This is a genomic window from Devosia alba, from assembly GCF_039938915.1.
GTDB classification, from domain to species: Bacteria; Pseudomonadota; Alphaproteobacteria; order Rhizobiales; family Devosiaceae; genus Devosia; species Devosia alba.
Window position 1 is genome coordinate 1 of the sequence record NZ_JBDUUI010000011.1, and the last position, 13,448, is coordinate 13,448.

At 63.3% G+C, this 13,448-nt stretch carries 9 protein-coding genes; 2 read left to right on the plus strand and 7 right to left on the minus strand.

Going from position 1 to position 13,448, the window contains the following annotated elements:
• The first annotated feature begins 534 nt into the window (after positions 1-534).
• The gene (locus ABFY71_RS15015) at positions 535-2,505 is read left to right on the plus strand and encodes a M23 family metallopeptidase (protein ID WP_347946802.1); all 1,971 of its coding nucleotides are present in this window, start codon (positions 535-537) and stop codon (positions 2,503-2,505) included.
• Here the strand turns inward: ABFY71_RS15015 and ABFY71_RS15020 are convergent.
• The 3 genes from ABFY71_RS15020 to clpB form a co-directional block, all read right to left on the minus strand.
• Positions 2,502-3,992: an MFS transporter gene (locus ABFY71_RS15020; RefSeq protein ID WP_347946803.1), complete on the minus strand. Its 1,491-nt coding sequence runs from the start codon at positions 3,990-3,992 to the stop codon at positions 2,502-2,504. The genes ABFY71_RS15015 and ABFY71_RS15020 overlap by 4 nt on opposite strands.
• A gap of 30 nt (positions 3,993-4,022) precedes the next feature.
• Entirely contained in the window at positions 4,023-4,361 is a 339-nt protein-coding gene (locus tag ABFY71_RS15025; protein ID WP_347946804.1) for a VOC family protein, read from the minus strand.
• Between the two features lie 89 nt (positions 4,362-4,450).
• Positions 4,451-7,060 carry an ATP-dependent chaperone ClpB gene (clpB, locus tag ABFY71_RS15030; RefSeq protein ID WP_347946805.1) on the minus strand — a complete coding sequence of 870 codons (2,610 nt, stop codon included), beginning with the start codon at positions 7,058-7,060 and terminating at the stop codon, positions 4,451-4,453.
• 172 nt (positions 7,061-7,232) lie between these two features.
• On the opposite strand from clpB, the gene ABFY71_RS15035 reads away from it, so the two are divergent.
• Positions 7,233-7,967: a DUF6058 family natural product biosynthesis protein gene (locus ABFY71_RS15035; protein ID WP_347946806.1), complete on the plus strand. Its 735-nt coding sequence runs from the start codon at positions 7,233-7,235 to the stop codon at positions 7,965-7,967.
• A gap of 71 nt (positions 7,968-8,038) precedes the next feature.
• Here the strand turns inward: ABFY71_RS15035 and ABFY71_RS15040 are convergent, their stop codons facing one another.
• From ABFY71_RS15040 to ptsP, 4 genes are all read right to left on the minus strand, one after another.
• A complete protein-coding gene (locus ABFY71_RS15040; protein WP_347946807.1) occupies positions 8,039-8,782 on the minus strand; it encodes a DUF4167 domain-containing protein in 744 nt (247 codons plus the stop codon).
• A 338-nt stretch (positions 8,783-9,120) separates the two neighbouring features.
• Positions 9,121-9,978: a peptide chain release factor N(5)-glutamine methyltransferase gene (gene prmC, locus ABFY71_RS15045; RefSeq protein WP_347946900.1), complete on the minus strand. Its 858-nt coding sequence runs from the start codon at positions 9,976-9,978 to the stop codon at positions 9,121-9,123.
• A complete protein-coding gene (gene prfA, locus ABFY71_RS15050; protein ID WP_305578912.1) occupies positions 9,969-11,045 on the minus strand; it encodes a peptide chain release factor 1 in 1,077 nt (358 codons plus the stop codon). Before prfA ends, prmC begins: the two co-directional genes overlap by 10 nt.
• A gap of 83 nt (positions 11,046-11,128) precedes the next feature.
• Positions 11,129-13,396, minus strand: coding sequence for a phosphoenolpyruvate--protein phosphotransferase (gene ptsP / locus ABFY71_RS15055; protein ID WP_347946808.1), 2,268 nt, complete (start codon positions 13,394-13,396; stop codon positions 11,129-11,131).
• Positions 13,397-13,448: the final 52 nt, after the last annotated feature.

Genomic DNA, 13,448 nt, shown 5'->3' on the forward strand with positions numbered 1-13,448 from the left:
CGTCCAGTGGGCGGGTTGTAGGCAAGTCCGTAAGAACTGTCAACACCCTATTTTCAGTTTCCAGACCGTTCTGAGTTGCCTCAATCCGGTCCAAATCCCGAACCACTTTCGTCTCTAATTGCTTAGTGATTTCAGTGGTTTGCCTCAGTCCTTAGTGCCTTGCGGCGCCGCGCCCTGAAGCGATGACCGGGTTATAGGGGCGGCCCTTTTGCCTGTAAACCCCTCAAAACGACAAAACCGTCATTTTCTGACGCCCTGACCTCGACCGTGTGGAAAACCCGACCAAACCAGCAGTGATTATGGGCGCTATCCCCTGAGCTCGACAGCCGCGGGATCGGCCCACATTCCGCCGCAGTTTCCACCCCACCATATCCACTACGGACAAACCCGCAGTTTTGCCGCATTTTCTATCGATACGAGGCATCTGATTGATATAGACTCCGCGCACACATGCGAGCGCACAGGCGCCAGAGGGTTACGAGCCGGCAATTCGACCGGCAGGGGATCTGCAATGACAGACCAAAGGATGGGGCGTTGAACGCAGCGCAAAGAAATCGCCACGCCGCCTTGCTCAAGGCAACTGGCTTCCAGGACTGCCCCGCACTGACGACCCAGTCGACCGATGGCGAAATCCCCCATGGACGCGAGCTCAGCTTTGCCTGGCTGACCGGCACGGTGATGACGGGGTTGACCAGCGTGATGCTGATGGGCGCAGCGCTCTACGTCTCCTTCCAGGGGCAGGACACCTTCTCGACGGCCTATGAGGCGCTGCAATTGTCGCGCCCCCGTGTTGAGGGCCCTGTCGCCACCGACATGTCCGCCAAGTCCTCCCGGATCCGCCCGGTTGCCGCGACGCGCTCCGATCTTGAAATCATCGAAGCCTCGATTCGCGAGACCGTTGACGGTCGCGACATGATCCGCAATCAGCCCTTCATGCGCATTCGCGCCACGCTGGCGACTGCCGCCACCTCCCTGTCGGACGGTATTCCCGCCTACGATCCGGTGGCCATTCTCAATGCCACCCAGTCGGTAGCCAGTGCCGCCGACGCCATCGAGATCAATACCGATGTCTATGGCGCCGAAGTCGAAGGCGAGGTCGCCGTCAGCCTGGCCGACATGCCGATGACCTTCGTGCCGCCCCAAGCCATTTCCGATCAGGGCGCCGCCGACTTCGTGCGCCGGCTTATCGACTCCAGCACCTCCATTGTCGGCGGCGTGCCGACCATGGCCTATGCCGCGCTCGGTCCCAGCGTGCGTGACCTGGGGCTGGCCACCGATGCTGGCACCATTGGCGGCATTGCCGAGAACGTCACCGTGGTGCCCAAGTCGACGGCCGCCTCCGGCGCCGGACTGGGGCGTTCGGAACGCTTCCTGACGCTGCGCGATGCCACATCGCTCCCCGAAGTGCTGGGCAAGAACGGTTTTTCTGCCAACCAGTCCGCCCTGGTGATCGACGCCTTGCGCAATGTGCTGCCCGCCACCGAACTGCCCAGCCAAACCCGGCTGCGCATTCTTTATGGCCCGCTCAGCCGCGAAGCGACCAGCCTGGTGCCCTATCGTCTGAGCCTGTACGAACCACAGTCCGAGGACAGCTATACCCATGAGGCCACCGTCGCCCTGACCGATACCGGCCAGTATGTGTTGGGGATCGAGCCGGACTTCATCGATTTCCCCGAGGAAGACACCGAGGAAATCAACGTTGCCAACCTGCCCAGCGTCTATCGCTCGATCTGGGAAACCGGCCGCAAACACGAGCTGGACGACAACACCATTGAGCGCATCATCGGCATGTATGCCTATGACGTGGACATGACGAAAAAGATCAGTGCCGGCGATGGCATTGAGGTGCTGAAAACCGCCCCCACTGCCGACGGCAATAGTGAATTGCTCTATGTCGCCCTGACCCTGGGCAATACCACCCGCAAACTCTACCGCTTCGGCACGGAAGACGGCGCAGTGGATTTTTATGATCCCGATGGCGAAACCGGCAAGCGCTTCCTGACCCGCCGGCCGCTCGAAGGCGGCGGCGTGCTGCGCTCGCGCTTTGGCTACCGCATTCATCCCATCTTCAAGTCGCGACGCCTGCACACCGGCGTCGATCTTGCGGCCCGCACCGGCACCCCCATCTATGCCGCCGGCGATGGCGTGATCAAATATTACAAATGGCAATCAGGTTACGGCAACAAGATCGAGCTGCAGCACGTCAACGGCTATGAGACCGCCTATGGCCACATGTCGCGCTATGTCGAGGGGCTGTCGGTGGGCAGCCGCGTGCGCCAGGGCCAGATCATCGGCTATGTCGGCTCCACCGGCCAGTCGACCGGTCCCCATCTGCACTTTGAGATCAAGATCAACGGCAATCTGGTCGATCCGCTCAGCGTCAAGCTGCCCAAGGACAATATCCTGGCCCAGCGCTACCAGGGCGAATTTTCCCGCACCATGGCGCAGATCGATGACCTGATGGAACGCCAGGCCGCCCCGATCACGGTGGCGGCCGCCAATTAGCCTTTGCGCTCCAGCGTCAGCCAGGCCACGAGCGCGGCCGCCAGGCAGAGCCCGCCATTGAGGTAGGCAATGGCGGCAAAGGCGGTGTTGGTGGCCGCCTGCCGCAGGATTTCTTCGCCGGCGTTGAGGCCACTGGCCGGCAGCCCGAAAAACACCGGCAGCTCTGCGGCGCCGCCAAGCGCCCGCTCGAACACCAGCGCCGCCAGCATCCCCATCGCCGCTACCGCAACCAGGCCGGCCACGCGAGAGACGGCATTATTGGTGCCTGAGGCAATGCCGGTATCGTCATCGTCCACCGCCGTCATCACCGCTGTGGACAGGGGCGACACCACCAGCGCCATGCCCACCCCCGCCAGCGCCAGCAGCGGCAGCACCGCCAGCCAGAGCTGCTGCAATGGCGCGGTGATGGCCAGCCCGGCAAAGGCCAGCCCCACCAGCAGCGAACCCAGGGTGATGGGCGGGCCGGCGCCGAACCTGTCGGCCCACTGCCCGCTCAGTCCCGACAGCAGCGAAATCGCCAGTCCAAACGGCAGCATGACCAGCGACACCTGCGCCGGCGAACTGCCCCAGCCGGCAATCAGCGTCATCGGCAGATAAAAGGTGACGCCGGTCAGGGCGAAATAAAGGAGAAAGGTCAGGCCATTGGCCCCGGAAAACTGCCTGATGGCGAACAACCGCAAGGGCAGCATGGGATCGCGAGCGACCCCCTCCCACCACACGAATCCGGCCAGCAGCACGGCGCCGCCGCCGCAATAGGCCAAGATGTGGGACAGCGGCGGCACGCTTTCGCTGCCACTCCCCGTCAGCCCGAAGGCCACCAGCATCAGTCCCAGGCTGGCCAGCCCCGCCCCGACAAGATCGAGCTTGTGCCGGGCACTGGCCTGATCGGCCGGCACGCGCAGCAGCAATAGGGCCAGGGCAATGGCGCCCAGCGGCAGATTGATGGCAAACAGCAATCGCCAGCTCCAGTCCCCCAGCAGGGTCAACACCAGGCCGCCCAGTACCGGTCCCATGATGGTGGTCAGCGAGGAGGCCGCCGCCCAGATGCCGATGGCCCGCCCGCGCTCGGCCCTGGGATAGGCCTTGGCGATGATGGCCAGACTGCCCGGGATCATCAGCGCCGCGCCAAACCCCTGCACCACCCGGGCCCCGATCAGCACCCCGATCATCGGCGCCAGCGCGCAGACCACTGAAGCGGCGACAAATATCGCAATCCCCAGGCCGAAGACGCGGCGCAGCCCGAAGCGGTCGCCCGCCGCACCCCCCAGCAACAGCAGCGCACCCAGCAGCAGCAGATAGCCATTCGACACCCATTGGGCGTCAGCCAGGGTGGCGTTCAGATCGGCGCGCAGGGCGGGAATGGCAATCGAGAGCACCGAGCCATCGATAAAGGCCATGCTGGAGGCCAGAATGGCAGCGATCAACACATAGCGCCGCTGCGCCTGCGGGCAAAAGCCCGCTTCATCCGCTGCGCCAGCCCGGGCCATGCTCGCTCCCCGCTTCAATCCACGCCCAGCTTAGTCGCGGCTGATCCACACCGCCATCTCATTGCCGCCCGGCTCGCGGAAATGAAACCGCCGGCCGCCGGGGAAATCAAACTGGGCCCTGGTGATCACGCCACCTGCCGCAATGACCCGGCGCTCCGCGTCGTCAAGATCGTCGCTGCGCACGATGACCATGGTCGCCGCCACCCTGCCCGCACCCTGATCAATGCCCCCATCAATTCCCGCGCCGTTCAGCCCATCATAGTCCGGACCATAGCTGGTCATGTCCCAGCCAAACGCCGCCGTGAAGAATGCGCTGGTTGCCGCTCGGTCGCCGGACGGAAACTCCACATAGTCGATCTGCTCGTTCATCGGTCCACCTCATTTGTTCCGTCTTTGTTCTAGACCGATAGTGCCGGCAGCGCAAGAAAAAGGCCGGTCTTTCAACCGGCCTTTCATAGTTATGCGGCGGCATCCGCCAGATCATCGGGCCGCAGCACGATGCCGTCGTCATCGGCATCGACCACCACCCGGCTGCCATCGTGGACCCGGCCAGCCAGGATTTCCTCGGCCAGACCGTCCTGCACGGCGCGTTGCAGGGCGCGCTTGAGCGGGCGGGCACCATAGGCGGGGTCATAGCCTTCATTGGCCAGCCAGTCGCGGGCCGCCGGGGTGAGCTGCAGCGTGATGTCACGCTCCTTGAGCAGCTCCTGTAGCCGGCCGAACTGGACGTCGACAATCGCGCCCATATGTTCGCGACCCAGGCGATGAAACAGCAGGATTTCATCGATGCGGTTGAGGAATTCGGGCCGGAACGATGCCTTGACCATGTCCAGCACCTTGCCGCGCACCAGTTCCACCGAGTCCCCGTCCTTGAGCTCGACCAGATATTCCGAGCCCAGATTGGAGGTCAGGATGATCACCGTATTGCGGAAATCAACCGTGCGGCCCTGTCCGTCGGTAAGCCGGCCATCATCGAGCACCTGCAGCAAGACGTTGAACACGTCGGGATGGGCCTTTTCGATCTCGTCGAATAGCACGACCTGATAGGGGCGACGCCGCACCGCTTCGGTCAGCACGCCGCCCTCCTCATAGCCGACATAACCAGGAGGCGCCCCGATCAGCCGGGCCACGGAGTGCTTCTCCATGAACTCGCTCATATCGAGCCGCACCATGGCGGTGTCGTCATCGAACAGGAACTGGGCCAGACTCTTGGTCAGCTCGGTCTTGCCGACGCCGGTTGGCCCCAGAAACATGAACGAGCCAATCGGCCGGTTCGGGTCCTGCAGGCCCGCCCGCGAGCGGCGCACCGCTCTGGAAACGGCGGCCACGGCTTCGGCTTGCCCGATCACTCTGGCGCCCAGCGAGCTTTCCATATGCATCAGCTTTTCGCGTTCGCCTTCCAGCATCCGGTCCACCGGAATGCCGGTCCAGCGGCTGACCACCTGGGCGATATCGCTCGGCGTCACCACTTCGGCCGCCATCAACGGGTCAGGCGTGCCGTCGCTATTGCTGTCTTCCGCCGACGCGATCCGCTTTTCGAGGTCAGGAATGACGCCATAGGCCAGTTCACCGGCCTTGGCCAGATCACCCTGCCGCTGTGCGATTTCCAGTTGGCTGCGTGCGCCATCCAGCTCTTCCTTGAGCTTCTGGCTGCCCTGCAGGCGCTCCTTTTCCGCCAGCCATTTGGCCGACAGACCCTGTGCCTGCTCTTCGAGACCACCCAGTTCGGTTTCCAGCCGCTCGAGGCGCAGCCGCGAGCCTTCATCCTCTTCCTTGCGCAAAGCCTCACGCTCGATCTTGAGCTGCATGATGCGGCGATCAAGCTCGTCCAGCGCCTCGGGCTTGCTGTCCACCGCCATGCGCAGGCGCGCGGCGGCCTCGTCCATCAGATCGATGGCCTTGTCAGGCAGGAAGCGGTCGGCAATGTAGCGGCTCGATAGCGTTGCCGCGCTCACCAGTGCCGAATCCGAAATCCTTATGCCGTGGTGCAACTCATATTTTTCCTTGAGTCCACGCAGGATCGAAATGGTGTCTTCCACCGTCGGCTCGTCCACAAACACCGGCTGGAAGCGACGGGCCAATGCCGGGTCCTTCTCGACATGCTTGCGGTATTCGTCCAGCGTTGTGGCACCAACACAGTGCAACTCACCACGCGCCAAAGCGGGCTTGAGCAGATTGGATGCGTCCATCGCGCCATCGCTCTTGCCCGCGCCAACCAGCGTGTGCATTTCGTCGATGAACAGGATGATCTGCCCGTCCGAGGAGGTGACCTCGTTCAGCACTGCCTTGAGGCGCTCCTCGAACTCACCACGATATTTCGCGCCGGCAATCAATGCCCCCATATCGAGCGACAGCAGCGACTTGTTCTTCAGCGATTCGGGTACGTCGCCATTGACGATGCGGATAGCCAGACCTTCGGCGATCGCTGTCTTGCCGACCCCAGGCTCGCCAATCAACACCGGATTGTTCTTGGTGCGACGGCTCAGCACCTGAATGGTACGGCGAATTTCTTCGTCCCGGCCGATCACCGGGTCGAGCTTGCCCTCGCGCACATCCTCGGTCAGGTCGCGCGCATATTTCTTGAGCGCATCATAGCTGTTCTCGGCCGACGCCGAGTCCGCGGTGCGACCCTTGCGGATTTCCTCGATGGCCGTGTTCAGCCCCTGCGGCGTCACCCCGACCGAAGCCAGGATCTTGCCCGCATCATTGTCTTTCTCGACCACCAGGGCGAGCAGCAACCGCTCGACCGTGACATAGCTGTCCCCGGCCTTCTGCGCCGCGCTCTCGGCGGTATCAAAAACCCGCGCCAGTTCACGGCTGAGATAGAGTTGCGAGCCATCGCCTGACACGCTGGGAATCTTCGTCATGGCCGCTTCAACGGCCGCTCGCGCGCTCTTGGCGTCGCCACCGGCCCGGTCGATCAAGCCATTGGCCATGCCCTGGTCATCATCAAGCAGCACCTTGAGCAGATGGATCGGCGCAAACTGCTGATGCCCCTTGCCCAACGCCATGGTCTGGGCACTCTGAATGAAGCCGCGGGCCCGTTCGGTATATTTCTCGATATTCATGCAACTCTCCTGATCTCGTCCGCTGCCGGCCCCGAAGGCACCCAACAAGCGGCGGAAGCGTCGATTGATGAAACGCCTGACCAGCAGCGCTGCTCCATCACCACGAGATATGTAGGTACATTTGCCTTGAACAAAAGTCCTCCTTCCTGCAAATTTGGAAGACAGGACGCTCATGAGTGAAATCAGCGACATTGCGCAGCTAACCCACTACCTGAAACGCCATTTCGTAGCGCTGGGCGAGTTGGCAGCGCTTGGTGGCGTCGTTGAGGCTCGAGTCATTGCGCTGATTGAAGCGCGGGCGATTCCTGGGCCGATCTACTCCCTCTGGCCCAATGGCGCATTCTCAAGCCCTATCGGCGGCAGCCACGCCGGGCCGCCCAGCGGCACACCCATCCACTGGTATGCACCGGCCGCTGCATGGTGGGTACGCCGCGCTCAAGCGCTGTCGCCGAATGCTTGCGCCTGTGCCTTCGAGACCCATTTCGTCAACGACTTCGTCACGCGTCTGGCGGCCGAGCCGGCTGGACACCTTGGCTATCCACAGGTCTACCTGGCCGGCACGTTTGACCCGGCTGCGGCAACGTTGGCTGCTCGATCCGAGTGGCAGGATTGGCTTGATGGCGGCTACGGCGTCTGCCTGCGCCACGCTGACGCCTACCACGCCATCACCAAGACCTGCCGCCGCGCCGAGGTGCTGGCGATGACCGATCACGGTCAAATGCCAACGCTTTCCGAAGCGCAGATGGGCAAGCTGCTCACCGTGATGGAAGAGCTGGATTCAGTCATGCTGCCGTTCGCGCCGCATCAACGCCCGCATGGGACGCCGGGATTGTGGATCGACTCCATTCTGGCCCGCTATGGCCTGGGTCGGACGCGCGAGCTGGCAGCAAGTCCATTGCTTCCCTGACCCGGGCTTCCCACGATTAACGCAAAAAGGCCGGGCATCGCTGCCCGGCCTTTGATCAATCTGTCGCCAGCCTATTCGGCCGCGTTGGTGCTGCCTGCGGTCAGAAACGCCGGCAGTTCACCAATTTCAGGCTGGTCGGCGCTGGCCGGGTCGGCACCGGCGTCACCACCGGCAGGCCGGCGACGCCGCGGACGCCGCTCACGCGGCTTGCGCGCCTCGCCAGCTTCAGCATCAGCCTCAGCGGCGGGAACATCTGCGCTCTGGGCGGCTGGCTGGCCACCGGCAGGCGCCTCGCCTTCAGGCGCAGCGGCGGCGGGGCGTTCCCGGTCGGGCCGCTCGCGATCTGGGCGGGGACGGCTGCGGTCGGGGCGGGGCGGGCGTTCACCCTCGGCGCGCTCCTGGCGCGACTGACGCTGCTCGCCATCGCCCTGCTCATCGCCATCCTGTTGGGACTGCGACTGCGGCGACGGCTGCGGCTGCGGCGAGGCAAAGCGCGAGTTCATCTCGGGCATGTCGTCATCGAAATCGCCATCATCGCCGTCGGGACGCACCCCGCTCTGGGCCTGATGGGCGCTCGAAACAATGCGGAAATAATGCTCGGCGTGCTGGAGATAGTTCTCCGCCATCACCGAGTCGCCACTCGATTGCGCATCACGGGCCAGCTGCAGATATTTCTCTGCCACATGGGCCGCGTTGCCGCGCACCTTCACATCCGGGCCGTTGCTTTCGAAATTGCGCGACAATGGATTGACGTGCTTGCGTCCACCGTTCCGGCCACGCTGGCGGTTCTTGTTATTCTGGTTGCTGGGTCTCATCTGGTCGCTTTATCTAACTCTAGAAAAATAAGCGTCACACTGCTGGCGGATCGGCATCGTGCCTGATCGGGCAGCTCCCCGCGAAGATCAATATCTTCTGTCGTGGGGCTCTAAATGGCTTCATGAAGACCGAAACCGTCTGACGGCGCTCCTGACCCATCCTGCGTTATTCCAGCCTCTGCTGGAACCGCGCTGCCGTGTGCAGCATCTGGAAGTGTCGGGTGGCATGTCGCCGTGGCGCTCATGAAGCGCCGTTGACAGCACGGGTAAACTATAGTGTTCGCGTCGGCTTTGCCAGCATTAATTGCGCGCTGTTAAAAACTGCACTCAATGCCAGCTCACATATGGCGCACGCAGACCACGCGATCAAGCCCCGCCAGATCCTGCCGCACGCTGACATCCTCGTAGCCCGCTTCGAGAAACAGCGCGCTTACCGAGGCCCCCTGATCATGGCCGATCTCCACCAGCACTTGCCCGTTTTCCTGCAGAAATCTTCCGGCATGCCGGGCAATGATCCGATAGGGCGCCAGCCCATCGGGCCCACCATCGAGCGCCAGTTGCGGATCAAAATCGCGCACCTCGCCGGCCAGCGTCGCGACCACCGCCGAGGCGATATAGGGTGGGTTGGCCACAATCAGCTCAAACCGTTGCGCTGGAAGCGGCTCAAACCAGCTGCCCTCGAGCAGCGTCAGGCGTTCCGCCACGCCATGCCGCGCGGCATTGGCCTGCGCGGCCTGCAGCGCCAGCGGGCTCAGGTCAACGCCAACAGCACGGATGCCCGCCATATTGGCCAGCACCGCGATGGCAATGCAGCCTGTGCCGGTTCCCAGATCGAGCACAGTCCCGCCCGCCGGCATGGCCGCAAGGGCCAGATCGACCAGCAATTCTGTATCGGGACGCGGCTCCAGTGTTGCCGCATTGAGCTCAAAATCCAGCCCGTAAAACGCGCGGACACCGATAATCCGGGCCACCGACTCGCCGGTCATGCGGCGTTGCAGCAGGTCCGCGACCCGCGCCGCGCCGCTCTCATCGACGGTTTCATTCTCCTGGGTAGCCAGCTCCAGCGCACCCAGGCCGAGCCCATGCTGGGTCAGCAGCTTGGCATCCAGCGCCGCCGTGGCGAAACCCAGCCGGCTCAACACGTCGCGCCAGCCGCGCCAGAGCGCGCCAATGGTCGGCGCCTGGCTCAGTTGGATTGTTCCATGGCCGACAGCTGCGCCGCCTGGCTTTCGGTGATCAGCGCCTCGATCAGCTCATCCAGCGCCTCGCCTGAAATCACCTTATCGAGCTTGTACAGCGTCAGATTGATCCGGTGATCGGTGACCCGGCCCTGCGGGAAGTTATAGGTGCGAATGCGCTCTGAACGATCGCCCGACCCGACCTGGCCCTTGCGCTCGGCCGAGCGTGCGCTGTCGCGCTCCTCGCGCTGCATTTCATACAGCCGCGAGCGCAGTACCACCATAGCCTGGGCCCGGTTCTGATGCTGGCTCTTCATCGCCGAGGTCACCACCAGGCCGGTGGGAATATGGGTCAGCCGCACCGCCGAATCGGTCGTATTGACGTGCTGCCCACCCGCGCCGGAAGCGCGCATGGTGTCGATGCGGATATCTTCAGGACGGATGTCGATGTCGATGTCTTCAACTTCGGGCAGCACCGCCACCGTGGCGGCCGAGGTGTGGATGCGGCCCGAACCCTCGGTCGCCGGCACCCGCTGCACGCGATGCACGCCACTCTCATATTTCAGGCGCGCATAGACGCCCTTGCCCGACACATTGGCGATGATTTCCTTGAAGCCCCCCATTTCGCCGGGGCTTTCTTCCATCACCGTGACTTTCCAGCCGTGATTGGCCGCATAGCGCTCATACATGCGGAACAGGTCACCAGCGAACAGCGCGGCTTCGTCGCCGCCCGTGCCGCCGCGGATTTCCAGAATGACCGACTTTTCGTCGGCCTCATCCTTGGGCAGCAACAGAATGCGCACGGTCTGGAACAGGGCCTCGATCGTCTCGTCGAGTTCCTCGATCTCGGCCTGCGCCATTTCGGCCATTTCCTTGTCGCCGCCCTTGAGCAGCGCCTCGGCCTCCTTGCGATCCTTCAGCGCCTTGGAATAGGCGCGGATCTGTTCCACCAGCGGCGCCAGTTCGGCATGTTCCTTGCTGAACTTGACGAATTCATCGGGCCCGGCCCCGCCCGAAAGCGCCGCTTCAACATATTGAAACCGGGTCTCGAGGGCGTCGAGCTTGTCCTGGGGAAGAGAGGCCATGGATCGGGTCTTTCAAGTCTTGCGCAGCCACGCTTTAGGGTCAACGCGGCGCAACTGCAAGGGCAGAGCCATCAGGCCTGAGATCAAACCGGCAGCTTCTGCTTGTCGATCCATTCCTGCAGCAATTGCCGGATCGAGATCCCGTCGGCACCATCGCTGAGGGCGGCATTGACCGATTGCCGGATCGGCTCGAGGTCAAGATTGAGTATCAGCTCCTTGATCGGCCCGATTGAGGCCGGCCCCATCGACAGCCGGGTCATGCCCACCGCCATCAGCGCCAGCGCTTCGAGCGGCTTGCCGGCCAGTTCGCCACACATGGTGATCGGAATATTGTAGCGCCGCGCCGCATCGACCACCAGGCGTATGGCCCGCAGACGCGGCATGCCAATGGGGTCATAGACCTTGGCCACGCGCGGATTGGCGCGATCCGATGCAGTCAGGAACTGCACCAGGTCATTCGATCCGATCGAGACGAAATCGGCCAGCGGCAGCAATTGGTCGAGTTCGAACAGCAGCGATGGCACTTCAACCATCACGCCCAGTTCCAGCCGGCTCGGCAGGGGCGCGCCGGCACGGCGCAGCCGGTCGACTTCCTTGTCCACCACCAGCCGCGTCCGCACGAACTCAAACGTCTCGGTGACCATCGGCACCAGGATCTTGAGCGGGCGCCCATTGGCGGCCAGCAGCAGCGCCCGGATCTGCGTCCGCAGCAGGCCTGGCCGCTCCAGCCCCAGCCGGATCGAGCGGAACCCCATGGCGGGATTTTCCTCGGTCATCGAGCGCTGATAGGGCAGCACCTTGTCGCCGCCGATATCGAGCAGACGAAACACCACGGGCCGGTCCCCGGCGATCGCCATGGCTTCGGCGTAGAGCTCTGCCTGCTCGCTCAGCTTGGGCAGTTTGCTGGCGATCATGAACTGCAATTCGGTGCGGAACAGCCCCACACCGACCGCACCCGTATCGTCGAGCATGGGCAGGTCCGCAACCAGCCCCGAATTGTGCAGCAGTGCGATCGCCACCCCATCACGGGTAATCGATGGCTTGTCCTTGAGGGCTGCATAGTGCGCCCGGCGTTTGGCCGAGACCTTCACCTTGTCGATATAGGCCTGCTCGATGTCCGGGGTGGGCCGCAAATGCACAATGCCCGCCGTGCCGTCCAGAATGATATCGTCGCCGGTTTCGCACATCGAGACGATCGACTGCGCCTGCCCCACGGCCACCATGCCCAGCGAGCGCGCCACGATAGCCACATGGGCGGTGCTCCCCCCCTCCTCCAGCACGATGCCGCGCAGCTTGGTGCGGTCATACTCGAGCAGTTCGGCCGGACCCATATTGCGGGCCACCAGAATGGCATTGTCTGGCAGCACCTTGCGCGACAACGCGTGACCGTCGCCCGTCAGCACGCGCAATAGCCGATTGGCCAGATCGTCCAGATCGTGCAGCCGGTCGCGAATATAGGGGTCGGTCTGGCGCAGCATGCGCGCGCGCGTATCGTTCTGCACCCGCTCAACGGCCGCTTCCGCCGACAGCCCGTTTTCGATCGCCTCGGTCAGCCGGTGTACCCAGCCCCGGTCATTGGCAAACATGCGGTAGGTTTCAAGAATTTCACGGTGGTCGGTTGGGCCGGCCATGTCGCCATGGTCCAGCATCACATCGATCGACATCCGCATCTTTTCGAGCGCCGTCTCCAGGCGCAGCTTTTCGGCATCGGTATCGTCGGCAATGAAATTGGTGACCACCACACGCGGATCGTGCAGCACCACCTTGCCCAGAGCGATGCCGTCGGTGAAGCTGACGCCAGTAAACATGCGCGGTCGCCTGAGATCGATGTCGGACCCCGGCTTGATCAGATTGTCAAAATCGGAGGTGGCGACCATCTCGGCCAGAATTGTGGCCGTAGTCAGCATCGCCTCGATTTCATCTTCCCCATAATGGCGGCGCTCGACATTCTGCACAACCAGAACACCCAGCGTCTGCCCGGCCCGCAGCACCGGCACCCCCAGAAAGGCATTGTAGCGCTCTTCGCCGGTTTCGGGGCGATAGGCAAAGGAAGGATGGCTGGTGGCATCGTCCAGATTGAGCGGCTCGGCATCAGCCGCAATCTGGCCGACCAGCCCCTCACCCAGGCGCAGGGTCGTCATATGTACTGATTCGGCCGCCAGGCCCTTTGAGGCGAAAAGTTCGAGGGCGCCGTCGTCGCGCAGCACATAGAACGAGCACACATCGGCGTGCATATTGTCGGCAATCAAGCCAACGATCTTGTCGAGCCGCGCCTGCGAAGCCAGTTGCTCCGCCATCGTCTCGCGCAATTGCCGCAGCAACACGCGTGGGCCGCCTGTACTCGTCACCATAAACCCTTAGACAGCCCGCAAAGCCGCCCCCCTATAGTGGACGCGGCTCAAC

Excerpts from the sequence above, each read along its gene's own strand:
- ABFY71_RS15040 (WP_347946807.1), bottom strand. The coding sequence starts at position 8,782 with ATGAGACCCAGCAACCAGAATAACAAGAACCGCCAGCGTGGCCGGAAC.
- ptsP (WP_347946808.1), bottom strand. The coding sequence starts at position 13,396 with ATGGTGACGAGTACAGGCGGCCCACGCGTGTTGCTGCGGCAATTGCGC.
- ABFY71_RS15025 (WP_347946804.1), bottom strand. The coding sequence starts at position 4,361 with ATGAACGAGCAGATCGACTATGTGGAGTTTCCGTCCGGCGACCGAGCG.
- ABFY71_RS15035 (WP_347946806.1), top strand. The coding sequence starts at position 7,233 with ATGAGTGAAATCAGCGACATTGCGCAGCTAACCCACTACCTGAAACGC.
- prfA (WP_305578912.1), bottom strand. The coding sequence starts at position 11,045 with ATGGCCTCTCTTCCCCAGGACAAGCTCGACGCCCTCGAGACCCGGTTT.
- clpB (WP_347946805.1), bottom strand. The coding sequence starts at position 7,060 with ATGAATATCGAGAAATATACCGAACGGGCCCGCGGCTTCATTCAGAGT.
- ABFY71_RS15020 (WP_347946803.1), bottom strand. The coding sequence starts at position 3,992 with ATGGCCCGGGCTGGCGCAGCGGATGAAGCGGGCTTTTGCCCGCAGGCG.